21 protein-coding genes and 1 CRISPR repeat array (1 of these 22 only partly in view) are annotated in these 23359 nt (G+C 72.3%); of the genes, 11 read left to right on the plus strand and 10 right to left on the minus strand.

Translation table 11 applies throughout. The features are described 5' to 3' along the window. The first annotated feature begins 7 nt into the window (after positions 1-7). Both ACS5PV_RS26405 and ACS5PV_RS26410 read left to right on the plus strand, forming a co-directional pair. Complete coding sequence (locus ACS5PV_RS26405; RefSeq protein WP_455398309.1) at positions 8-931, plus strand: amidoligase family protein; 924 nt, start codon at positions 8-10, stop codon at positions 929-931. A gap of 319 nt (positions 932-1250) precedes the next feature. Beyond that, positions 1251-2276, plus strand: coding sequence for an LLM class flavin-dependent oxidoreductase (locus ACS5PV_RS26410; protein ID WP_455398375.1), 1026 nt, complete (start codon positions 1251-1253; stop codon positions 2274-2276). Between the two features lie 58 nt (positions 2277-2334). On the opposite strand, the gene ggt is transcribed toward ACS5PV_RS26410, so the two are convergent. Continuing rightward, entirely contained in the window at positions 2335-4071 is a 1737-nt protein-coding gene (gene ggt / locus ACS5PV_RS26415; protein ID WP_455398310.1) for a gamma-glutamyltransferase, read from the minus strand. 146 nt (positions 4072-4217) lie between these two features. Here ggt and ACS5PV_RS26420 point away from each other — a divergent pair, with 146 nt between their 5' ends. The 4 genes from ACS5PV_RS26420 to ACS5PV_RS26435 all read left to right on the plus strand — a co-directional run bounded on the left by ACS5PV_RS26420 (position 4218) and on the right by ACS5PV_RS26435 (position 9941). After that, on the plus strand, positions 4218-5186 hold the full coding sequence (locus ACS5PV_RS26420) for an MBL fold metallo-hydrolase (protein ID WP_455398311.1): 969 nt from the start codon (positions 4218-4220) through the stop codon (positions 5184-5186). Positions 5187-5321: 135 nt separating this feature from the next. Next, positions 5322-6092, plus strand: a complete 771-nt coding sequence (locus ACS5PV_RS26425) for an NAD kinase (RefSeq protein WP_455398312.1) — start codon at positions 5322-5324, stop codon at positions 6090-6092. A gap of 166 nt (positions 6093-6258) precedes the next feature. Beyond that, on the plus strand, positions 6259-8631 hold the full coding sequence (locus ACS5PV_RS26430; protein WP_455398313.1) for a response regulator: 2373 nt from the start codon (positions 6259-6261) through the stop codon (positions 8629-8631). Positions 8632-9026: 395 nt separating this feature from the next. Further along, on the plus strand, positions 9027-9941 hold the full coding sequence (locus ACS5PV_RS26435; protein WP_455398314.1) for a calcium-binding protein: 915 nt from the start codon (positions 9027-9029) through the stop codon (positions 9939-9941). A 180-nt stretch (positions 9942-10121) separates the two neighbouring features. Here ACS5PV_RS26435 and ACS5PV_RS26440 read toward each other — a convergent pair whose 3' ends face one another. The 3 genes from ACS5PV_RS26440 to ACS5PV_RS26450 all read right to left on the minus strand — a co-directional run bounded on the left by ACS5PV_RS26440 (position 10122) and on the right by ACS5PV_RS26450 (position 11344). Then, a complete protein-coding gene (locus ACS5PV_RS26440; RefSeq protein WP_455398376.1) occupies positions 10122-10361 on the minus strand; it encodes a hypothetical protein in 240 nt (79 codons plus the stop codon). Positions 10362-10440: 79 nt separating this feature from the next. Further along, the gene (gene speG / locus ACS5PV_RS26445; RefSeq protein ID WP_455398315.1) at positions 10441-10995 is read right to left on the minus strand and encodes a spermidine N1-acetyltransferase; all 555 of its coding nucleotides are present in this window, start codon (positions 10993-10995) and stop codon (positions 10441-10443) included. 34 nt (positions 10996-11029) lie between these two features. Then, a complete protein-coding gene (locus tag ACS5PV_RS26450) occupies positions 11030-11344 on the minus strand; it encodes a hypothetical protein (RefSeq protein ID WP_455398316.1) in 315 nt (104 codons plus the stop codon). A 248-nt stretch (positions 11345-11592) separates the two neighbouring features. Between ACS5PV_RS26450 and ACS5PV_RS26455 the strand changes: the two genes are divergently transcribed. After that, positions 11593-12834 carry a L,D-transpeptidase family protein gene (locus ACS5PV_RS26455; RefSeq protein WP_455398317.1) on the plus strand — a complete coding sequence of 414 codons (1242 nt, stop codon included), beginning with the start codon at positions 11593-11595 and terminating at the stop codon, positions 12832-12834. Between the two features lie 56 nt (positions 12835-12890). Here the strand turns inward: ACS5PV_RS26455 and ACS5PV_RS26460 are convergent, their stop codons facing one another. Then, on the minus strand, positions 12891-14177 hold the full coding sequence (locus ACS5PV_RS26460; protein WP_455398318.1) for an OprO/OprP family phosphate-selective porin: 1287 nt from the start codon (positions 14175-14177) through the stop codon (positions 12891-12893). Positions 14178-14353: 176 nt separating this feature from the next. Here ACS5PV_RS26460 and ACS5PV_RS26465 point away from each other — a divergent pair, with 176 nt between their 5' ends. Next, a complete protein-coding gene (locus tag ACS5PV_RS26465) occupies positions 14354-15382 on the plus strand; it encodes a YncE family protein (protein ID WP_455398319.1) in 1029 nt (342 codons plus the stop codon). A 161-nt stretch (positions 15383-15543) separates the two neighbouring features. On the opposite strand, the gene ACS5PV_RS26470 is transcribed toward ACS5PV_RS26465, so the two are convergent. The 5 genes from ACS5PV_RS26470 to ACS5PV_RS26490 form a co-directional block, all read right to left on the minus strand. Next, positions 15544-16599: a hypothetical protein gene (locus ACS5PV_RS26470; RefSeq protein WP_455398320.1), complete on the minus strand. Its 1056-nt coding sequence runs from the start codon at positions 16597-16599 to the stop codon at positions 15544-15546. Between the two features lie 137 nt (positions 16600-16736). After that, positions 16737-17990 (minus strand): DUF3095 domain-containing protein, encoded by a 1254-nt coding sequence (locus tag ACS5PV_RS26475; RefSeq protein ID WP_455398321.1) that lies wholly within the window; start codon positions 17988-17990, stop codon positions 16737-16739. 199 nt (positions 17991-18189) lie between these two features. Further along, positions 18190-18447 (minus strand): DUF2312 domain-containing protein, encoded by a 258-nt coding sequence (locus tag ACS5PV_RS26480; RefSeq protein WP_455398377.1) that lies wholly within the window; start codon positions 18445-18447, stop codon positions 18190-18192. Positions 18448-18676: 229 nt separating this feature from the next. After that, a complete protein-coding gene (locus tag ACS5PV_RS26485; protein ID WP_455398322.1) occupies positions 18677-18982 on the minus strand; it encodes a DUF1244 domain-containing protein in 306 nt (101 codons plus the stop codon). Between the two features lie 159 nt (positions 18983-19141). Beyond that, complete coding sequence (locus tag ACS5PV_RS26490; protein WP_455398323.1) at positions 19142-19903, minus strand: N-formylglutamate amidohydrolase; 762 nt, start codon at positions 19901-19903, stop codon at positions 19142-19144. A gap of 139 nt (positions 19904-20042) precedes the next feature. Between ACS5PV_RS26490 and ACS5PV_RS26495 the strand changes: the two genes are divergently transcribed. The 3 genes from ACS5PV_RS26495 (at position 20043) to ACS5PV_RS26505 (ending at position 22807) form a co-directional block, all read left to right on the plus strand. After that, positions 20043-20999 carry a DMT family transporter gene (locus tag ACS5PV_RS26495; RefSeq protein WP_455398324.1) on the plus strand — a complete coding sequence of 319 codons (957 nt, stop codon included), beginning with the start codon at positions 20043-20045 and terminating at the stop codon, positions 20997-20999. A 67-nt stretch (positions 21000-21066) separates the two neighbouring features. Then, positions 21067-22377 carry a glycerate kinase type-2 family protein gene (locus ACS5PV_RS26500; RefSeq protein ID WP_455398325.1) on the plus strand — a complete coding sequence of 437 codons (1311 nt, stop codon included), beginning with the start codon at positions 21067-21069 and terminating at the stop codon, positions 22375-22377. After that, entirely contained in the window at positions 22349-22807 is a 459-nt protein-coding gene (locus ACS5PV_RS26505) for a DUF1036 domain-containing protein (protein WP_455398326.1), read from the plus strand. The genes ACS5PV_RS26500 and ACS5PV_RS26505 overlap by 29 nt, the downstream gene beginning before the upstream one ends. Before the next feature lie 115 nt (positions 22808-22922). After that, a CRISPR array of direct repeats spans positions 22923-23359; the repeat unit is 29 nt; unit sequence GTGTTCCCCGCAGGCGCGGGGATGAACCG; it runs 507 nt beyond the window's last position.

Below are 23359 nucleotides of genomic sequence, written 5' to 3' on the forward strand. Positions count from 1 at the left end.
GTTTCGCATGACGGAGTATCCGATGGCCGAGTTCCGCCTGCCGCCCCGGCCCCTGCGGGCCGACGGGGCGCCGCGCCGCGTCGGCGTCGAGATCGAGTTCATGGGGCCCCCGGCCCGGGTCGCCGCCGCGGCGCTCGCCGCCGGCCTCGGCGGGCGCATCGCCGAGGAGGATCCGCACGCCTTCCGGGTCGAGGGCACGGCGCTCGGCGACATCCGGGTCGAGCTCGACCTGCGCGCCGCCCATCCGCAGCGTCGGATGCCGGTGCAGGGGACCGTCCCCCGTCTGCCGGTGCGCGCCGCCGGGCGCACGCTCGCGGCCTTCCTCGCGCCGGTGGTGCCACGGGAAGTGATCACCGGCCCCCTCGCCTTCGACCGCCTGCCCGAGATCGACCGCCTCGCCGCCCTGCTGCACGGCGCCGGCGGGCGGGGGCGCGGGGCGGTGCTGCTCGGCTCGCTCGGGCTCCACTTCAACGTCGAGCCGCCGGACCTCGACGCCGCGACCCTCACGGGCCTGCTGCGGGCCTACCTGCGGCAGGAGGCGAGCTTGCGCCGGGCCACCGCGATGGGCGGGTTCCTCGCCGCCCGCGGCCTGCCGCCGCCCTTCCCCGCGGCGTACGCTGCGCGGGTGCTCGATCCGGGCTACCGGCCCGACCTCGACGCGCTCGCCCGCGACTACCTCGCCGCCAACCCGACCCGCCACCGCGGCCTCGACCTGCTGCCGATCCTCGCCCACCGCGACGAGGCCGGGGTGCGGGCGGCCCTGCCGCCGGACGAGAAGGTGAGCCCGCGCCCGGTGCTGCACTACCGGATGCCGCAGGCCCATGTGGGGCTGGCGGGCTGGAGCCTGGCGCCGGCCTGGAACCTGTGGGTGGGGGTGGAGGAGCTGGCGGAGGCGGACGCGCCGCAGGCCGCAGGTCTCGATCCCGCTTGAGCGGGACGCGACCGTCCCGTAGAGCGTGACGGTGATGACCGACCGCCGCTCCCCCCGCGCGACCACTTGGTGGCACTTCCGTTAAGGAAGCGGCCGTCGTCACCTGTCACGACCGATGCCGCCGTCTGGTGGGCACGGTCGTTCGTTCTTCGGCACCCTTTCAGCGCGGCGCGGTCAAGGCCGTCACCGCCGCGACGAGGGATGCGTTGCAGGACGCCCTCGGGCTGTTCCGGCTCTGATCCTCCCATGCGCGGCTGCAAGCCTATCCTTGCGTCCTTGCGCATTTCAAACGCGAGCGCCCGCGTCCATCTTGGCGCTCATGACACACGCCCTGCAATTCGGCCTCGACACGTTCGGGGATGTCACCGCCCGGAACGGCGAGCCCGTGCCCCACGGCCAGGTCATCCGCGACGTCGTCGCGGAAGCGGTCCTGGCCGATCAGGTCGGGCTCGACTTCTTCGGCATCGGCGAGCACCACCGCGAGGATTTCGCTGTGTCCTCGCCCGAGATGGTGCTCGCGGCGATCGCCTCGCGCACGGAGCGCATCCGGCTCGGCTCGGCCGTGACGGTGCTCAGCTCCGACGATCCGGTCCGGGTCTACCAGCGCTTCTCGACCTTGCAGGGGCTCTCGAACGGCCGCGCCGAGGTGATCCTCGGCCGCGGCTCGTTCACCGAGTCGTTCCCGCTCTTCGGCTACCCGCTCGACCAGTACGAGACCCTGTTCGAGGAGAAGCTGGAGCTGTTCGCCGCGCTGCTCGCCGGCGGGCCGGTGACCTGGCAGGGCACCACCCGGGCGCCGCTCGAGAACCAGTCGGTCTTCCCGACGCCGGAGACGCCGCCCAAGACCTGGATCGGCGTCGGCGGCAGCCCGAACTCGGTGGTGCGGGCGGTGCATCACGACCTGCCCCTGATGCTCGCGATCATCGGCGGCGAGCCGCAGCGCTTCCGCCCCTACGTCGACCTCTACCACCGGGCCTGCGCGCAGCTCGGGCGGACCGTGCGGCCGATCGGCGTCCACTCCCCGGGCTATGTCGGCGAGACCGATGCCGGCGCGCGGGACGAGTTCTTCGCCGATTACAAGCGCATGCGCGACCGCATCGGCGCCGAGCGCGGCTGGCCGCCGATGACGCGCCAGGAATTCGACCGCGAGGCCGACCACGGCTCGCTCTACATCGGCAGCCCCGAGACGGTGGCGCGCAAGATCGCCGCGACCGTGAAGGGGCTCGGCCTCGGCCGGTTCCAGCTCAAGTACAGCGCCGGCCCGCTGTCGCACGACCGGTCGATGCGCTCGATCGAGCGCTACGGCACCAAGGTGGCGCCGCTGGTGCGCGAGATGCTGGGATAGCGCTCCGATGCGCCCGGAGGGAGCCTCGAACGAGGCTCCCCGAACGCTCGGCGCCTCCTCAATACCCTTGCGCGCTGCCCGTGTTCCGCCGCGGGTCGTTGGCCCCGTAGTACCGGAACGCCCCCACCGGCTGCCCGCCGAGCGTCGGCGCGCCGATCAGGATCGCCGCGAGGTGGTTGGCCGGCTGGGCCGGCCCGAACTTGTGGCCCATCCCCTCCAGGATCGCGCGGGTGTCCGGCGACAGGGCGAAGCGCTCGACGTTGGTCACGTCGGGCATCCATTGGTTGTGCAGGCGCGGCGCGTCGGTCGCCTCCTGGATGTTCATGCCGTAATCGATCACGTTGAGGATGCTGTGCAGCACCACCGTGATGATCCGGCTGCCGCCGGGCGTGCCGGTCACCAGGACGGGCTTGCCGTCCTTCGTCACGATGGTCGGGCTCATCGAGCTCAGCGGCGTCTTGCCGGGGGCTACGGCGTTGGCCTCGCCCTGGAGCAGGCCGTAGATGTTCGGCACGCCGACCTTGGCGGTGAAGTCGTCCATCTCGTTGTTGAGGAGGACGCCCGTGCCCTCGGCGGTGATCCGCACGCCGAACCAGTCGTTGAGGGTGTAGGTCACCGAGACCGCGTTGCCCTGGGCGTCGACGATCGAGTAGTGCGTGGTGTTGCTGCCCTCGTGCGGGGCCGTACCGGGCTTCAGCTCGGCCGACACGCCGGCCTTGCGCGGGTCGATCGCCGCCCGGATCCTCGCCGCGTAGGCCTTGTCGGTCAGCCGGTCGACCGGGTTCTTCACGAAGTCCGGATCGCCCAGGTAGGTGTTGCGGTCGATATAGGCGTGGCGCATCGCCTCGATCTCGTAGTGGACGGCCTGCGCCGAGCCCCAGCCGAGCTTGGCGAGGTCGTAGCCCTCGAGGATGTTCAGCATCTCGCAGATCACCACCCCGCCCGAGCTCGGCGGCGGGGCCGAGATCACCCGGTAGCCGCGGTAGTCGCACTCGACCGGCGGCAATTCGCGGGTCCTGTAGCGGTCGAGGTCGGCCTGGACGATGAGGCCGCCCTGCGTCCGGCTCGACGCCGTCACCGCGTCGGCGACCGCGCCCTTGTAGAACCCGTCCCGGCCCCGCTCGGCGATCGTCCGCAGCGTCCGGGCGAGGTCCGGCTGCACGAGCCTCTCGCCGACCGCGAAGGGACGGCCCTGGTTGAGGAAGATCTTCGCCGAGGCCGGATCCTTGCCGAAATCCTCGGTCGCGGTCGCCAGCATGTCGACGTCGCCCTGCTCGAGGGTGAAGCCCTCTTCCGCCAGCCTGATCGCCGGGGCGATCAATTCGGCGCGGGGGCGCGTGCCGTACTTCGCCAGCGCGTCCTCGAGGCCCGCGACGGTGCCGGGCACGCCGACGGCCAGAAAGCTCTTGGTGCTCGCGCCCTTGACGACGTTGCCGTCCTTGTCGAGGAACATGTCGCGGCTCGCGGCGAGCGGCGCCTTCTCGCGGAAATCCAGGAAGGTCCGGCTGCCGTCGGCGCGCTGGATGGTCATGAAGCCGCCGCCGCCGAGGTTGCCGGCCGCCGGATAGACCACCGCCAGGGCGTAGCCGACCGCGACCGCCGCATCGATGGCGTTGCCGCCCCGCTTCAGCACGTCGACGCCGACCTGCGTCGCCTCGTGCTGCGCCGTCACCACCATGCCGTGCGCGGCGGCGACCGGTGCCCGCGAGGCGGCGAGCGCGGCCTCCCGCGGGACCGCCATGACGAGGAGCGCGGTGACGAGAGTGGTGCCGAGCGAGGCGATCCTGTGGCGCATGGCGGCGAGGCCCTTCGTTGATTCGCCGCCACGGTACACGACCGCGGCGCGCCGCCCTATCGTGCGTGACTTAATGCGTGCGGGACCCATCCCCTTCCGCGGACCGCGCTCTAGCTGCGCAGGGCAGACGCACAGGGAGGCCCAGCATGTCGATGAACCGCCGCACCCTCATGGCCGGAGGCGTCCTCGCGGGCCCGGTCCTCGCCAGCGCGCCGGGCCTTGCCGGCGGCGGATCCGCCCCTGCCGGCGACCTGCCGGGGGTCTACCGCTACGGCGTCGGCGAGGCGACGGTGACGGCCCTGCACGAGGGCGGGGTGAAGCGCCCGCTCGACGCGGGCTTCGTGCGCAACGCTCCCCTCCCCGAGGTGCAGGGCGCCCTGGCCCAGGCCTTCCTGCCGACCGAAACCCTGCCGATCACCTTCACGCCGCTCCTCCTCACCCTCGGGGGCAAGCGGGTGCTGGTCGATGCGGGCTTCGCCGACCAGGGCCCGCCCGGCACCGGCGGGGTTCTGCGCGGCCTGGCGCTGGCCGGGATCGATCCGGGCGCGGTCGACGTGGTGGTGATCAGCCACTTCCACCCCGACCACATCGTCGGCCTCAAGCGCAAGGACGGCTCCGCCACCTTCCCGAACGCCCAGGTGCTGGTGCCGGAGCCCGAGTGGCGCTTCTGGATGGATGACGGCCGGATGGCGAACCCGCCCGAGGCGCTGAAGGCCAATCTCGGCGCGGTGCAGAAGACCTTCGGCTCCGGCCTCAAGGTCGAGCGCTACCCTTGGGACAAGGAGGTGCTGCCGGGCCTGACCGCGCTCGGCACGCCCGGCCACACCCCGGGCCACACCTCGTTCCGGCTCGAATCCGGGGGGAAGCGGCTCCTGATCGCCTCCGACATCACCAACCACCCGGCCCTCTTCGTGCGCCACCCCGACTGGTCGGCCCTGTTCGACATGGATGCCGACCAGGCCCGCGCCACCCGCCACCGGATGCTGGGGCTGATCGCCGACGAGCGGCTGCCGGTGGCCTTCTACCACGCCCCCTTCCCGGCCGCCGGGCACATCGCGAAGGCCGGCGCCGCTTACGAGTTCGTGCCGCTGCAATGGGGGCTGGATCTCGCCTGAGAGCCGCCGACCGCTGGACGAGACGCCGCCCCCGCGTGCTATGCCTCTCCCGACGCGGCCGGCGACGGCCCGGCGGCCGTTCGCGCCACGGGAGGCGCTAAGGGACCGTCTCTCACGGTGGTCGGGACACCCCTCATGGCGCGGCGCTTCAACCAGATCGCCTTCATCGCGAGCCCGACGCCTGACGCCCGCGAGGCGGCCGAGCTCCTGATGCAGCGCTACGACCACGTGCCGCCCGAGGAGGCGGACGTGGTGGTGGGATTGGGCGGCGACGGGCTGATGCTCCAGGCGCTGCACCGCTTCATGGGCACGGGCAAGCCGATCTACGGCATGAACCGCGGCACCGTCGGCTTCCTGATGAACGAGTTCCACCTCGACGACCTGATCGAGCGGCTGGAGGTGGCCCAGCGCAGCATCGTCCACCCGCTCCTGATGATCGCCACCGACGTCGGCGGCCTCACCCACACGGCGCGGGCGGTCAACGAGGTCTACATGCTGCGCCAGACCCACCAGACCGCCAAGCTGAGGATCTCGATCGACGGCCAGGTGCGCCTGCCGGAGCTCATCGCCGACGGCGTGCTGGCGGCGACCCCGGTGGGCTCCACCGCCTACAACCTCTCGGTCGGCGGGCCGATCCTGCCGATCTCCTCGCAGCTCATCGCGCTCACCCCGATCTCGGCCTTCCGGCCGCGGCGCCAGGGCAGCGTGCTCCTGGCCAACCACGCCCGCATCCGCATCGAGGTCAAGGACCCGGAATACCGGCCGGTCGCCGCGGTGGCCGACCACACCGAGTTCCGCCGCGTCGCCCGGGTCGAGACCCAGCTCGACCGCTCGACCGACCTCGTGATGCTGCACGATCCCGGCCAGGGTATGGACGAGCGCATCCTGCGCGAGCAGTTCGGCTGAGGCCCGCGCGGCAAGATCTCGCCGCGAGACCCTACGGCAAGGCGGCGCACTGGAAGCCGGCGCCTCCCCGCATAGATCCGTCGCCGGGGCCGGCCGTGACGCCCCGTGACGGAGCGCCCCGGATGCCCGACCGCCTGCCCCTGCCCATCCACCCGGCCGCCTCCCGATGAGCGAGGGCGCCCTGCGGGAGGACGATTACCGCAACCTCGCCGAGTCGCTGCCGCAGCTCGCCTGGATCGCCGAGGCCGACGGCGCCATCGTCTGGTACAATCAACGCTGGTACGACTACACCGGCACCACCCTCGCATCGATGCAGGGCTGGGGCTGGCGCGCCGTCCACCACCCGGACCACCTCGAGCGGGTCGAGGCGCGCTTCCGCCGCGCCTTCGCCACCGGCGAGCCGTGGGAGGACACCTTTCCGCTGAAAGGCGCCGACGGGGTCTTCCGCTGGTTCCTGTCCCGGGCCCAGCCGTTCCGCGATGCCTCCGGACGCATCGTGCGCTGGTACGGCACCAACACCGACATCACCCGCAGGCGCGCCACCGAGGAGCGCCTGCGCCACGCCCAGGATCGCTTCCGCGCCCTCGTCGACAGCGCCGCGGCGATCATCTGGTCGGCGGATGCCAACGGCGAGCTCTCGATCGGGCAGTGGCGCTGGACCGCCTATACCGGGCAGAGCGACGAGGAGTGCCAGGGCTGGGGCTGGGTCGAGGCGGTGCACCCCGACGACCGCGGCCGCGCCGCCGACGCCTGGGCCCGCGCCGTCGAGGCGCGCACGCCGTTCGAGATCGAGTACCGGATGCGCCGGCGCGACGGCGCCTGGCGCCACATGGAGGTGCGGGCCGCCCCCGTCCTCGCCGAGGACGGGGCAGTGCGCGAGTGGGTCGGCATGCATGTCGACATCACCGACCGCAAGGAGGCCGAGGCCGAGATCGACCGCGCCCGCCACGCCGCGGAGGCTGCCAACCGCGCCAAGAGCCAGTTCATCGCCAACATGAGCCACGAGCTGCGCACCCCGCTCTCGGCGGTGATCGGCTACTCGGAGATGCTGGCCGAAGAGCTGGAGGATCTGGGCCAGGCCGAGCTGCTGCCGGACCTGCGCAAGATCGAGGCGTCGGCGCGCCACCTGCTGGGCCTCATCAACGACGTCCTCGACATCTCGAAGATCGAGGCCGGCCGGATGACCGTGGCGGCAGAGGATTTTGCCGTCCGCGAGATGATCGGCGACGTGGTGGCGGCGACCGAGTCGCTGGTGGGCAAGAAGCGCAACCGCCTCGTCCTCGACGTGCCCGACGAGATCGGCGCCATGCGCCAGGACCAGGGCAAGGTGCGCCAGTGCCTCGTCAACCTGCTCGGCAACGCGGCGAAGTTCACCGAAGGGGGCACCATCACCCTCTCGGCCCGGCGCGACGAGGACCAGGGTGCCGACTGGCTGACCTTCGCGGTGACCGACACCGGCATCGGGCTCACGCCGGAGCAGTGCGGGCGCCTGTTCGAGCGCTTCGCCCAGGCCGACGAATCGACCACCCGGCAGTTCGGCGGCACGGGCTTGGGCCTCGCCATCACCCGCGCCTTCTGCCGGCGCATGGGCGGCGACATCACCGTGACCTCGACCCACGGCGAGGGCGCGACCTTCACCATCCGGCTGCCGGCCTTGCTGACGGCGCAGGACGACGAGCCGACGCCGGAGGAAGAGCGGGCGCTCGCCGAGGCCAAGGCCGAGGCCGCGCGCCACGACGTGGTGCTCCTCGTCGACGACGACCCGGCGGCGCGCGACCTTCTCTCGCGCTTCCTCGAGCGCGAGGGGTTTCGCGTCCGCACGGCGAGCGACGGCAGGGCCGGCCTGGCGCTTGCCCGGGCGCTGAAACCCCGGGCGATCCTGCTCGACATCGAGATGCCGCGGATGGACGGCTGGTCGGTGCTGCACGCCATCCGCAGCGACGCGGACCTCGCCGCGACCCCGGTGATCATGACCTCGGTGGTCGCCGAGCAGGGCCTCGGCCGAGCGCTCGGCGCCACCGACTACCTGGTCAAGCCGATCGACTGGGACCACCTCAAGGGCCTGATGGAGCGCTACCGCCCGGCCGATTCCCCCGGCACGGTGCTGCTCGTCGACGACGACGCGGATGCCCGCGAGCGCCTGCGCCGCAGCCTGTCCCGGGACGGCTGGACCGTGCGCGAGGCGGAGAACGGCGCCGTCGCGCTCCAGCGCCTCGACGAGGGCCGGCCCTCCCTGATCCTCCTCGACCTGATGATGCCGGTGATGGACGGCTTCGCCTTCCTGACGCGGCTGCGCGCCCGGCCCGACGGCGCCGAGGTGCCGGTGGTGGTGCTCACCGCCAAGGACATCACCCCGGCCGAGAAGGAGCGGCTGGGCCGCGACACCGAGCGGGTGATCGTCAAGGGCAGCGTGTCGCTGAACGAGATCGGCCGCCTCCTGCGCAACATGTACGCCGACCGGGTCAACGACGCGGTGCCGGCCTCGCTCCAGGGGCTGATCGACGAACTGGCGGCGCGGACCGGGCCGGGGAGCGGGTGATACGGGATCCGGAAATTCCTTTCGGATCCCGTATCACGAGCCCGCGCGGTGAAGCCGTGGGCTTCACGCGCTTGAGCGAAGCCGACTTCCGCATTGCGAATGCGATCCGGCAGGATCGCCTGAAGCAATCGGTCGGAAGTCGTATGAGGCCTGCCCCCTCCGGGCGGCGGCAGTTCTTCGAGGCGTGAGACCGCCCGTTACCTGTCCGGATCCACCGTGCCGGCGCCGCGCGCAAGATCACGCTGATCTGTGGCAATCCAGCCACTTCTATCGGGCATTTAATCCTGCTCATAATTTTGTCGTAATCCGATCTTCATTGGCCCTCCTCCATAAAATCAAGAATGGAGTGGGGGATGTCCAATTATCAATATGTGACCGGAAGTGATCTCGACACCGTGACCGGAACGGACCAGGACGACGTCTTCGACTTCGTCCGTGCGCCGTACCGCGTGGTGCTGCGGGCCGAGGCCGGCAACGACGTGATCTACGGCGGCGCCGGCAACGACGAGCTCTATGGCGGCGCGGGACGCGACACGCTGCTGGGCGGCCTCGGTAACGATCTCGTCGATGGCGGGGCCGACGACGACCTCATCACGGATGGCGGCGCCTCGCCGATCCATACCGGGAACGATACGGTCTATGGCGGCCTCGGCAACGACACCGTCTGGTACGGCAACGATCTCGACGCCTCGACGATCTACGGCAATGCCGGCAACGACCTCCTGACCGGCGGCGTCGGCAACGACGTGATCTACGGCGACGACGACAAGGCGACCGGCGCGAACGACGGCAACGACTCGATCCGGGGCGGCAAGGGCAACGACACGATCTACGGCGGCGGCGGCAACGACACCATCCGGGGCAGCCTCGGCGAGGGGTCGGACTGGGTCTACGGCGGCGACGGCGACGACGTGATCGGCTACGACAGCGACACCTCGACGGTCGTGCTGTTCGGCGATGCCGGCAACGACCAGATCACCGGTGGCCTGGCCAGCGACCTCCTCTACGGCGGCTACGGCAACGACACCATCGTGGGCGGCTACGGCAACGACACGCTGACCGGCAATGCCGGCAACGACGTGCTGACCGGCGGCGCCGGGGCCGACCGGTTCGTGTTCGGAGGCGGCGAGGGCCAGGACCTGATCAAGGACTTCTCCTACGCCCAGGGCGACCGCATCGCCCTGAACGGCCAGTCCTACGACTGGGCGGTGAGCAACAACGGCTACGCGATGATCGACCTCGGCGGCGGCAACACGATCGAGCTGCAGGGCATCGCGGCCGGGCAGGGCAAGGACAGCTTCATCGTCTGAGCGGCGTCGTCCGGGGGCGTCCGGGGTAGGTCCCCGGACGCTCACCGGGCGCGCAGCGATGCAATCGGGGTCGCGGCCACCGGCCGCGGCCCCACGAGACCGGCTATCCCTCGCGGGCCCTGCGCACCGATCGGGTGCCGGGCGCATCCCCGGGGATCGATCGACGAGCCGACGGTTGCCCTACCCTCGCCCGCGGCCCATCCCCTCGTCCCACACGCTCCAGCGAAACACCTCGGTGCCGGCGCCGTCGACGATGCGCACCGCCTCGGCCGAGGGCCCCGAGCGTTGCGGCACCCGGGCGCGGCGGAACAGGCGCAACGCCCGCTCGCGGGCGGCGTCGAGGCCCGTGGTGCGGATCGAGGCGCGCTGGACCGGCGCGTCCTCGGGGCCGACGATCTCGATGTGGTAGGTTTCGCGCAGCAAGGCTCTGGGGGCTCCGGTCGGCCCCCTCAATAGGGGAGCCGGGCCGGCCTGCGCCAGGGGTGGCATGCGGCGATCGTCAGGTCTTCAGCACCGGCTCGTTGACGTCGCCGCCGCCGCGCCGCGCCAGGTAGGCCGGCTGGAACATGCACATCCGCACCGCGTCGCGGTACTTGCCGTTGACGAAGAACTCGTCGCGCAGGATGCCTTCGGGCTCGAAGCCGCAGGCCTCGTAGATGCCGATGGCGCGGCGGTTGTCCTTGTCGACGTGCAGGTAGAGCTTGTGGATGTTGAGCACCTTGAAGGCGTAGTCCATCGCGATCTGGGTCGCCCGCAGGGCGTAGCCGCGGCCCTGGAACGACGGGTGGATCGCGATCTGGAACTCGCAGGAGCGGTGCAGGTGGTTGATCTCGACGAGCTCGACCAGGCCGGCGCGCTCGTTCTCCGGGGTGGCGATGATGAAGCGCCGCTCGGTCTGGTTGTGGATGTTGCGCTCGTAGAGCTGCGCCAGCTCGGCGAAGGACTCGTAGGCCTCCTCGAACCAGTAGCGCATGATGCTGTCGTTGTTGTTGAGCTGGTGCACGAAGAGCAGGTCCTCGCGTTCCAGCGGTCGCAGCTTGATGGTCGGGGCCATGGTGGTTCGAAGCATCCCGGTGGGAAGCCCGATCCTACTCCTCCGGGGCTTCCCCGTCACCCGCCGACAGGGCGGCGACGGCCGCCGCGAGGCGGTCCCAGCCTTCCGCCAGGCGCGTGACCTCGACGATCAGCCGGTCGAGGGAGGCCGCCGCGGCGGCGCCCTTCGGGGTCGCCCGCGCCTCGGCGGAGACCGGGTTCTCCCGCAGGGCCGCGAGCTGGTTGCGCAACTGGCCCTGCAGGGCGGCGAGGCGCCGCCGGCCGGCCTCCCCGGGCAGGGGCCCGTCCGCGGCCTCCCCCGGCCCGTCCTCATCCACCAGCCGCAGCCAGGATCGTCCGGTCTCGGGCATCGCCGCCTCCGTCCATCCGGGGCCCCGTCGCGGGGCGTGACGGCCGATGCTGCGCGCCAGGAGCGAACACGACATTAAAGAAACCTTGAGAATGCTGTGCGGACGGGTGTGCCCGGCCGAGAAAACCCTCGTGCCGGTCGCGATTCGCGCGGTCTTTCGTGGCAGGCTCGCCGCCGCGGCGGGCTCGCGCGCGAAAACCGCCACATTGCGGTGGCAGGCCACGCGCCGGCGAGGATGGAGCGACGGGGATGGCCTTGCGGGGACGGACGATCCTGTACGCGGCCGGCGTCTCGGCGGCGCTCATCGCGGGCGCCCTCCCCGCGCGGGCGGTCCCGAAGCACCTAGCCCCGGTGCCGGCCGCGACGCTCGCCCTGATGACGGCGCGCGGCATCGCCCCCTCGGCGCCGGTGCTGCTGCGGGCCTACAAGCAGGAATCCGAGATCGAGGTGTGGAAGCAGGCGGCGGATGGCCGCTTCGTCCACCTCAAGACCTTTCCGATCTGCCGCTGGTCGGGCCAGCTCGGCCCCAAGACCCGGGCCGGCGACCGCCAGGCGCCGGAGGGCTTCTATCCGGTCGCCGCGCGGCAGCTGAACCCGAACTCGGCCTACTACCTCTCCTTCGACGTCGGCTATCCCAACGCCTACGACCGGGCGCATGGCGGCACCGGCTCGGCCCTGATGGTGCACGGCACCTGCTCGTCGGCCGGCTGCTTCGCCATGACCGACCGGCAGGTCGGCGAGATCTACGCGCTGGTGCGCGACGCGCTCGCCGGCGGGCAGGCGGCGTTCCAGTTCCAGGCCTTCCCGTTCCGGATGACCGCCCGCGCCATGGCGCGCCACCGCACCGACCGGCACATCGCCTTCTGGCGCCAGCTCAAGGAAGGCTCGGACCGGTTCGAGGCGACCGGGCGCGAGCCGCTGGTGAACGTCGCGGGCGGGGCTTACGTGTTCGCCCCCTATCCCGACCCGGCGGTCGAGGCCCTGGCGGCGGCGCGGCGCACGGAAGAGGAGGCCCGCATCCAGGCCCTGGTCGAGGGCGGGGTCGAGGCGGTGCGCACCACCTACGCCGATGGCGGCCAGCATCCGAGCTTCACCGCGATGCTGAAGCGCGCCTCGGCCTTCGGGGCGGCCACCACCGCCGCCGCGGCTCCCGTGACGAACGCCGTCGCCTACGCCCCGGAGGCCGCCCCGGCGGCGAGCCCCTTCTCGGCCTTCATCGTGCCGGCCGGCCTCGGCGAGGTCAGCCGGCCCGAGGCCCTGGCGATGGCCGGGCGCGAGGTGGTGGTGATCCCCGCCCGCCGGCGCCCGCCCGCCCCGCTCCACCCGATCCAGGTCGCGGCGGCCTTCGTGCCGCTGCCGGTGATCGAGACTGAGCCGTCGCCGTTCTCGCGCCTGCGCCTGGCGGAGGAGCCCTCCCGCCTCACCCTCGCGGCCTCGCCCGAGCCGGCGCGGCCGCGCTTCCTGACGGCGCGGTTCGCGGCGGTGCCGTAGGTCTCGCCCGGAGGATGTCGGGCGCGTTCACCCCCATTGCGAAAGAAAAAAATATCTCACCAATACAACTGCGCCCGCCCGATGAACACGTCCGCGTCGATGGTCCGACGGTTGAAGTTCAGGTTCGCCGGCGACGGTGAGGTGTGCGAGCGGACATAGTCGAACACGAAGCGGATGTTGCGGTCCGGATACCAGTTGATGCCGGCGGTGAAGTCCTGCTCGATGCCGCCGCGGATGGTGCGGTCCTCCAGGTCGATGGCGCTGTAGCGCAACCCGAGCTCGAACACGCCGGTGCCGCCGCGGCTGACGCGCTGCGCCTCCTCGACCTCCACGCCGCCGAACACCGCGTACTCGGTGGCGTATTTCGGCGCGATCGCGTAGCGCCGGCCCTTGCCGTTGAGGAGCAGGCCGGCCTGGATGTAGCCGCCCTGGAACGTGAAGGACGGCGCCCCGCTAGAGCGGCCGATCTCCGTCAGGATGTACTCGGCCTGGAGCCGGAACGGCCCGGTCTGCCAAGCGGCCTCCAGTCCGACGCGACCGATGCTCGTCGCGTCGCGGATGCTCCCGGTATTCACGAATTGCCGCGCGAACAGGAACGCCTCGGAGCGGCTCGACAGGGTCAGCGCGCTGCCGTCGTTCGGCAGCGAGCGGTAGCTGCCGGCGAGCCCGAAATGCAGGACGTCGTAGCCGTCCTTGCTCAGCCACGGCGCGTAGGTGACGCGGCTCGTCGAGGCGATGCCCTGGTCGCCGATGGCCGCGTTGTTGATGTTGCCGCCGAACACGCTCGTCACCGCGGTCCAGCGCTCGCCGTGGGTGCCGATGGCGAAGCCGAAGTTGCGGGCCGGCGCGAAGGCGTCGGCGAGCGAGCGCTCGGTGAACAGGGTGTTGTTGTCGGAGATCAACTGGTTGAGGCTGAACGGCTCCTTCATGTTGCCGATCGCCACGATCACGTCCTTGAAGCCCTTGTAGGCGACGACCGCGTCGTTGATCGGCCGGTTCGGCTCGGCGAAATCGTACTGGAAGGCGAGCTCCAGCTCCTTGCCCAGCGTCAGGTAGCTCTCGATCCAGGAGCGGCGCACCGCGACCGGGGTGTCGAACACCGTGCCGAAGCCGCGCTGCTGCACCCGCCCGGTGCCGAAATCGAGCTGGAGCCGCCCGCCGATCCGCAGGGTCGCGGCGTCGTCGGGGAATTTGAGCGCGATCCCCTTGTCGTCGATGGTCAGGCGCTCGCCGAAGGGGCCCGGCACGCCCTCGACGGCGGCGGCGGGCAGGGTCGCGCAGGCGAGGAGCAGGGCGGCGAGCGGCCAGGACGAGCGCGAGGGCGTGCAGGGGCGGTGCGGCATGTCCGGATCCTCGCGGCGAGTACGCGGGACGCTGCCCGTTATTCCGTGACGATGCTGCGACCTTCGATGCGTCCGGCGACGTTCGTCGGTCGCTGTGGCGTGGCTGCCACGCTTGATGTCGGGGGCGAACCGTTGCGTCACCTCCGGGTTGTGTCGGGGACGATCGAGGACCCCGCATGCCCCCCGCCATCGACCGCCGCACCTGCCTGGCCGGCCTTACCGCCCTCGCCCTGACGACGGGCCATGCCCGGGCCCAGACCGACCGCACCCAGGCCGGCCGCTCCGACACCCTCCTGGTGATGGAGAAGGGCGACCACGCCTTGAGCTTCTACGAGCTTGCCAGCGGCCGGCGCACCGGCCGGGTCGAGCTGCCCGGGGAATACCCGCACGAATTCGCCGTCGACCGGGCCGGCGCCCGCGCCTATGTCGGCCTCTACGGCGCCAAGTCCTCGACCACGCCGGGGCCGGGGGGCGACGCGGTCTACGTCGTCGATCTCGGCACCCGGAGCCTCGCCCGCACCATCGCTTGCGCGCCGTTCCGGCGCCTGCACGGGCTGCGCCTCGATGCGAAGGACCGGTTGTTCGTGCTGAGCGAGGACCGCGACGTGCTGCTCGGCTTCGACGCGCCGGAGCGGGCCGAGCGGCCGGACCGGGCGGTGGCGACCGGCGGCCTCAAGGGCCACCTGTTCTCGCTGTCGCGCGACGGCGAGACGGCCTACGTCGCCAACATCCTGTCGAACACCGTGAGCCGGGTCCGGCCGTTCGCGCCGGCCGACGCCCCGCGCCTCGCCGCGACCGGGCTGTGGCCGGAGGGGAACGCGCTCTCCCCCGACGAGGCGACGCTCTACGTCGCCAACCGCCGCAGCGCGACGCTCACCGCGCTCGCCACCGAGGCGATGACGGTGACCCGCACGCTGCCGACCAGGGGCGACGTGGTGCGGGTCGATTGCGGGCCGGAGGGCGACCTGATCCTGGCGAACTACGCCGAGAAGAGCCTGTCGCTCCTCGATCCCGCGCTGAAGGAGATGGCGGTCGTGATGCTCGGCGCCGCGCCGGTGGCGCTCGCCCGCCACCCGTCGAGCCCGCTCGCCTTCGCGGCCCTGGAGGACGACCGCATCGCGGTCGTCGATCTCGAGGGGCGGCGCGTCCAGGGATACCTCGCCACCGGGCGCGAGCCGGACGTGATGGTTCTGCTGCCCGGCTGAGCGTCGTCGGCGAGGTAGCCAGCCTCGCGCGAATATAAAATCTCCGCGTCATCCCGGGTTCTCGCTTGCAGCGAGACCTGAGATGACGCGGAGCATGATCCGTCTGTCGAGCCCATCGATCGGGCCTCGCGATCGAGGGCCTGTCCGGCCCCCGGTCGGGATCAGGCCGCCCGCATCGGCCGCTTCGGCGGCTCGAACACCGTGGCGTAGTGGGTGTGGCACCAGCGCTTGCCGGTGAGCACCCGGCAGCCGCACACGCGCTTCGACTCGATCGCCGTGCCGTCGCCGTCGGACCAGAGTGGGAAGGTGCAGTCGAGCAGGCCGGCCTTGAGGAACAGCACCCCGTCGCCGCCATCGGCCGCGACCGCCGGCACCCGGCGGGACACCGGCAGCGCGACGACGCTGCCGCCCTCGGCCGGCTCGGCCAGCACGGGGGCGGCCATCACCGGCGCCGGGGCGATCTCGGGAGCCTTCCGGGGCGCCTCCTGGACGACCGGGCGGGCGGGCGCCTCGACGGCGCGCGGCTGCGGCGTCGCCGGCGGGACGGCCGCCGGCCGGGCGACCGGAGCCGCCTTCGCGGCGGGCGCCGCCTTGCGGGACGGCGCCGTGTTGGCGGCGAGGAAAGCCCGGGTGGCCTCCTCGAGCGCGCGCGCGCTCATCACCGGCGCCTCGACGCGCGGCGCCGGCGGCGCGACCACCGGCTTGGGAGCGGGCTTCTCGGCGACCGACTCCGCGCTCCTGGCGACCGGCGCGGTCTCGGGCTTGGCCGCCACCGGCTTGACCGGGGCCGCCTTCGCGACCTTCACCGGGGCAGGCTTCACCGGGGCAGGCTTGGCGACATCAGGCTTGGCGAGGACGGGCGCGTCCGCGGTCAGGATCCGGGATGGCAGGATCCTGGGGCCCGCCTTCGCAGGCTCCGCCTTGGCCGGTTCGACCTCGGCGACGGCCTGCGCCGGCTCGGCCTTGGCAGGCTCGGGCTTGACGGGCTCGATCCGGGCGACCGGCTCGACCTTGGCGACAACCGCCGGCTTCGCGGCCGCCGCGGCCTTCTCCGCGGCCTTGGCCTGCTGCCGCGCCAGGGCGGCCTGCGCCACGCGGCCGATCACGTCGGCGACCGTCGTGCCGATCTCTCCGGCGATCTCCGCCGGGTCACGTCCCTCGATCCACAGCGCGACCGCCTTCTCGGTCGCCTCCGCCGTCCACACCGCGTCGTTCATTTCCAAAGGGGCTCTGTTCCAGTTCGAATCGGAAAGGCGGGATATACGGCGAGTCTGGTCACCAAGTCCCTTCTCCTGACGCAAGGGTGGACTGCGACCGATCGCCAGCCCGCGCCCGGCAAGGCCACGCTCCCGCCTCAAACCGGCGCGCGGGCCGACTCGGTGCCCGGATTCACGTCACTCGCGCGGCGTGCCGCATCTTTGGCCTTCGGGTCCTTAGCTTTCGGGTCCTTGGCCTTCAGCGCCTGCGCCGCCCGGGCGTAGCCCCCGTCCTCGCCGTCGACGAAGTGGACGTGGTCGCGCAACGCCGCGACCGGGGTGATGCAGGTGGTGAGCGCCGCGGCCTGGCGGTGCAGGCCGAACCGCACCAGCCCCGCGCCCTCCGCCGCCTCCAGCTTCGCCTCGATCCGCGCCGCGAGGTCGGGCCCGCAATCGACGGTCATACGCAAGCCATCGTCGTATTTGCGGAAATCGGCGTTCGCCACCAGCTCGTCGAGGTAGCGCGGGGCCGAGAACCCGCCGACCTTCAGCCCGAGCCGGAAGATCAGGTGGGCGACGAGCGTCGCCCCCAGCACGTGGAGGCCGCGCAAGGCGCGCGAGCCCCACAGGGGGCCGCGCGCCCGCACCTCGAGGGCGAAGCCGGCGGGCGGCCAGCGCAAGGCGGGCGCACCGGGCGGCAGGGGATGGCCGCGGGCCGGCGCCTCGGCGGCGAGCCGCACCACGTCGGCGATCGTCGCCCGTGCCGCGTTCCGGTCGGCGCCCTCGGCGGCGACCACCAGGATCGACAGGATCAGGCCGTGGCGGGCTTTCGCCGGCTCGAACCGGCAGGTCAGCCCGGTGAGGTCTGGCTGCGCGCCCGCAGGCGCCGGCGTCACGGCGTAGAGCCCCTGCTTGAGCGCGCGCTCGGCGAAGGCGAGGCCGCCGCCCATGAACATCGCGTAGGCGACGTCCGGCGAGGGGGCGTAGCGCGCGACCTCGACCGCGTGGCCGGCCGCGCGGATCGCCGCCACCGGCACCAGGGCGGCGCGCAAGGCGAGCCCCATCGCGTCGCGCGACCACGCCGCGGTCGCCGCGAGCGCGGCGCGCGCCGCCTCTTCCTCGTCGGGGGCGACCAGCACGCTCGCCCCGTCGCCCCCGAACACGAACGGCAATTCGCGCCGCCCGAGCGCGTTGCGCAGGGCCGCGATCACCGCGGCGCCGACGAAGTTCACCGCCCGGTAGCGCCCCGCCGCGATGGCGCCGGTCGAATCGACCACGTCGGTGACCGCCACCCACCAGCCTTCCGGCACGGCGCGGTAGTGCGCGTCGTCGAGGATGCTGAGGAAGTCGGTCGCCGGGGTGAGGTCGGCGTAGCGGAAGCCGGCGGGCGTCGAGGGGGTGATCGTCTCCATCCGTCCCAAACGTTCGACGACGTGGCGCCGGTTCCTCGGAGCGCGGGCGTGGCGGGGTTAGGCAGTGTGGGTGAAGAGGACGCCGATCGTCGTTCGCACGGGGCAACGCGATCAAAGACGTAGCGCCGGATCCCCTCTCCCGTTGGGAACAGGGGATCCCGCGCTACGCCTTCATTCGGTGAGGGGAAACGGAGCGGTCCTACGCCATCCCCAGCGCCTGCATGTACAGCTCCAGGATCGCCTCTTCCTCCTGGCGCTCCGAGTGGTCCTTCTTGCGCAGGCGCAGGATGGTGCGCACCGCCTTGACGTCGAAGCCGCGGCCCTTGAGCTCCAGCATCACGTCCTTGATGTCGCCCTGGAGGCCGGCCTTCTCCTCCTCCAGGCGCTCGATGCGCTCGATGAACTGCTTGAGCTCCTCGGCGGCGACGCCCGTCGAGGCGACGTCGGCGTCCGGCATGCTGTGCGCGTTCATTCACGGTCTCCTGGCCGATGGGTGGTCGTGCCGCCGCGGGCGGACGCGGCCATCAGGCACCCCAACCCACTGACGGATGGCGGCCTTCCGCGGCGCGCCTTCCCGGATCTTGATAGATGCGCAACCTTACCGAGTTCTTGCCTTGCCGGGTTCTTGCGCCTCCGGATCCGGGGCGGACCGACCCCGTCGGTGCCGGAGCCCCGCGGGCGGACCTTCAGTGCTTCTCCGCCCGCGCCGCGAAGGCCGCCGCCTGCTCGGGCGTCGCCTCGCTCTGGTGGCGCGCCTTCCACGCGTCGTAGGGCATGCCGTAGACGTGTTCGCGGCTCTGGTCCTTGGTGATGTCCAGGCCGCGCTCGTCGGCGGCGTCCTTGAGCCAGTTCGACAGGCAGTTGCGGCAGAAGCCCGCGAGATTCATCAGGTCGATGTTCTGCACGTCGGTGCGCCCCTGGAGGTGCGACACCAGCCGGCGGAAGACCGCGGCCTCGAGCTCGGTGCGGGTGGTCTCGTCGATGCCGTCCATCGTAAAAATTCCTCTCGTCCGGATTCCAGAGCATTTTCCGACGAAGTGGATACCGGTTCGTCGAAGGTATGCGGCACAATCAAAGACCTGGAGAGCTTCGCGATCGCAGCGCGATCGCGAAGCTCTTCAGATGGGAAGTCGGGGCGGGCGCCCGCTCGGTCAAGCGCGGGCGACCAACGGCCCCAGCAGGGCGGCGAATCGCGCGGCCCATTCCTCCGCCCCGGCCTCGTCGCCGATCAGGTCCTGACGGATCTCGATCAGGGCGTTGGGCAGGCCGCGGGCCATGGCGTGGCGGTCGATCGTGTCGCCGGGCAGGCCGCCGCCATAGGGCTGGTTGTCGCCGACGGTGAACCCGGCCGGATCGGCCCGCAGGCCCTCGATCAGCGGGGCGGCGAGGCGGTCGTCGCGGTCCCACAGGATCCCGACCTGCCAGGGCCGCGCCACCCCGCGCCAGGCCGGGGTGAAGCTGTGCACGGTGACGATGGCGGGCGGCGCGCCCGCGGCGAGCGCGGCCTCGACGCTCGCGTCGATCGCCCGGTCGTAGGGATCGTAGAAGCGCGCGAGCCGCTCGGCGACCCCGTCGGGCCCGATGCGCGCGTTGCCCGGCACGATCGCCCCGTCCGAGAGGCGCATCACCAGGGTCGGGTCGCTGCGGCCGCGGTTGGGATCGATGATGAGGCGCGAGAAGGTGGTGAGCAGCGCCGGCGCCCCGAGGCGGCGGGCGAGCGAGCGCGTCACCGCCGCCGCCCCGATGTCGTAGGCGATGTGGCGCTCGAAATGCGGCCGCGCGACACCGAGATCGGCGAGATCCGGCGGCACCGCGTTCGAGGCGTGGTCGCAGAGAAGAAGGAGACCGCAGGCCGGATCGCCGGGTATCGTCTCGACGGGCTGGGGCGGATGGGGCGTGGCAGGGGCTGTCATCGGGGATCGCGGTCGCGTCGGGTCCCTCCCCCATACCCAAATGGCGGGGCCGGCTCCATCCGCTCCGCACCGTGACGCCGGCCGCGACTTGCCATAGTGGGTCTGTTCGGACGTGCCCCGCCCCCAAAAGGCCCCCTCGATGTCCCGCACCCCCAGGCCCGACCTCGCTGCCGGCCTCGCCGCCCGCGCGGCCGATCTCGGCCCCTCGAGCCTCGGTCCCGCCTTCGCCGCCCTCGTCGCGGGCGCGCTGGCGATGGGGCTCTCCCCGGTCCTGGTGCGGTTCGTCAGCCCCGAGATCGGGCCCTTCGCCAGCGCGTTCTGGCGCGTCGCCCTGGCGCTGCCGGCGCTCTACGCCTGGATGCGGTGGGAGGAGGCGCGGGCGCCGCACCTGCGCCGCATCCTCACCCCCTCGGTGCTGCTGGCCGGCCTCGTCTTCTCGGGCGACCTCCTGTTCTGGCACCTCGCCATCCTGGGCACCACGGTCGCCAACGCCACCTTCTTCGCCACCACCGCGCCGGTCTTCGTGGTGCTGTTCGCCTGGATCGGCCTGCGCCGCCGGCCGGCCGGGCGCACGCTTCTCGGCCTCGTCATCTGCCTCCTCGGCGGCGCCAGCCTCGTCGGGCAGTCGGTCCAGGTCGATCCCGCGCGGCTTGCCGGCGACCGCGACGGGGTGATCACCGCGATCTTCTTCGCCCTCTACTTCCTCACCGTGGAGCGCGCCCGGGCGCTGGGGCTGGGGGCCGCCCGCGTCACCTTCGTCGCCTCCTGCATCACCGCTCTCGTCCTGCTCGGTGCGGTCGCCCTGCTCGAGACCCGCCCGGTGCTGCCGCACTCGGCCAGCGCCGCCCTCGGGCTCCTGGCGCTCGCCCTCGTCAGCCATGCCGGCGGCCAGGGCCTGCTCGCGGTGGCGCTCGGGCGCCTGCCCGCCGGCTTCTCCTCCCTGGTGATCTTCCTGGAGGCGGTGGCCGCCGCGATCCTCGCCTGGATCCTCCTCGGCGAGGCCCTCGGAATCCTCCAGGTGCTCGGCGGCGGCCTGATCCTGGCCGGCATCGCGGTCGCGCGGCCCCGGCGGTCCTCCCGGACGGCCCAGCTCTGACAGACTCGAACGAGACCGGCACGAAGCCGGTCCGACGCGTGACCATACCCGCCAGAGGAGCCGCCCCGTGACCGACGCCCCTTCGCCTAAGACCTCCGCCTCGGAGACCCGCGCCCTGCTGCTGCGCCTGCTCGATGCGGGCGTCACGGCCGCCCATCCGCGCGGCTGCCTGGTGCCGCACCTGCCCCCGGTGCCGGCCGGGCGGCTGGTGATCCTCGGCGCCGGCAAGGCCGGGGCGAGCATGGCGGCGCTGGCCGAGCGGCACTACCGGTCGCAAGGGGTCGATCCGGCCCGCATCGCAGGCCTCGCGGTCGCCCGCCACGGCTACGGCGAGCCGGCCGGCGTGATCGAAGTGGTGGAGGCCGGCCACCCGGTGCCGGACGAGGCCGGCATCGCGGCGACGCAGCGCGCCCTCGATCTCGCCGCCTCGGCCGGCCCGGACGACCTCGTGCTGGTGCTCCTCTCCGGCGGCGGCTCGGCGAACTGGATCGCCCCGGCCGGCGCCCTGACGTTGCCCGAGAAGCAGGGCATCACCCGGGCGCTGCTGCGCTCGGGCGCGGCGATCGACGAGATCAACTGCGTGCGCAAGCACCTCTCGCGCATCAAGGGCGGGCGCCTGGCCCAGGCCGCCCGCCACGCCGGCCGGATCCTCACGCTCGCGATCTCCGACGTGCCCCGGGACGACCCGGCGGTGATCGCCTCGGGCCCGACGGTGCCGGACCCGACGACCCTCGCCGACGCGAGGGCGATCTGCGCCCGCCGCGGCATCCCGCTGCCGCCCTCCGCCGCGGCGCTGCTGGCCGACCCCGCCAACGAGAGCCCGAAGCCCGGCGACCCCGCCTTCGCCCACAGCGAGTTCCGCATCGTCGCCCGCCCGGTCGACGCCCTGAACGCCGCGGCGGCGGCGGCGCAAGGAGCCGGCTACGAGCCGGTGCTGCTCGGGGCCGATCTCGAGGGCGAGGCCCGCGAGGTGGCGGCCGCCCACGCCGCGCTCGCCCGCGAGATGGCCGCCGCCGGGCGCAAAGGCGCACTGATCTCCGGCGGCGAGCTCACCGTGACCATCCGCGGCGAGGGCCAGGGCGGGCCGAACCAGGAATACGCGCTGGCGCTCGCGATCGCCCTCGACGGCGCCCCCGGCATCTCGGCCCTCTCGGCCGATACCGACGGCACCGACGGCGGCCGCGGCGAGGCCACCGACCCGGCCGGCGCGCTGATCGACCCCACCACGCTCGCCCGTGCGGCAGCGGCGGGGCTCGACGCGCGGGCAAGCTTGGGAGAGAACGACTCGACCCCGTTCTTCGACCGGCTCGGCGACCTCGTCCGGCCCGGGCCCACCCGCACCAACGTCAATGACCTCCGCATCATCCTGGTTGGCTGACCTCCCGTCCCTCCGCCGCGCCGCCCTCCTCCTGGCCCTGCCCGTCGCGCTTCTCGGCGCCGGGCCGGCGCGGGCGGACCTGCGGATGTGCAACATGACCGGCAGCCGCATCGGCATCGCGCTGGGCTACCGGGATTCCGGCGGCTGGGTGACGGAGGGCTGGTGGAACCTCTCGGCCAAGGGCTGCGAGACCCTGCTCAAGGGCGCGCTCGCCGCCCGCTACTACTACGTCTTCGCGGTCGACTACGACCGCGGCGGCGAGTGGAGCGGCCGCTCGCTGATGTGCACCCGCGACCGCGAGTTCACCATCCGGGGCGTCGAGGACTGCCTGGCGCGCGGCTACGACCGCAACGGCTTCTTCGAGGTCGATACGGGCGAGCAGAAGAGCTGGACGATCCAGCTGACGGATCCGGGAAGGGCGGGGCCGTGAGGCGCCTGGAGCGCCGGATTTAGGATTTGGCTGCGGCGCCCTGGAACGGGTGCGGACCGTCGGTGCGCTGTTTGACATCGTGAAATGCCAAGTGCATCAAACACTTCCAGAAGGAGTGTTCCCCGCAGGCGCGGGGATGAACCGTCGCCGACATGTATTCATTGACGGCTTTCGCGGTGTTCCCCGCAGGCGCGGGGATGAACCGGAGCAGGTTGACCCGGAAACCGGCCTGCCGGCGTGTTCCCCGCAGGCGCGGGGATGAACCGTTATTGGCGAGTTCCCGTCGGACCATGCCGGTGTGTTCCCCGCAGGCGCGGGGATGAACCGCGCGTGACGTTCAGCGCCGGTTGGTCGGCGCAGTGTTCCCCGCAGGCGCGGGGATGAACCGGTCATGAACCCGGTCTTGACCTCGACCTCAGTGTGTTCCCCGCAGGCGCGGGGATGAACCGCGGAACGCGGTGAGGACGGCGATCCTGCTGGCGTGTTCCCCGCAGGCGCGGGGATGAACCGTCGCGACCTGGACCATGGATGATCGCGGCGTGGTGTTCCCCG

Source organism: Methylobacterium sp. Gmos1 (assembly GCF_053764715.1).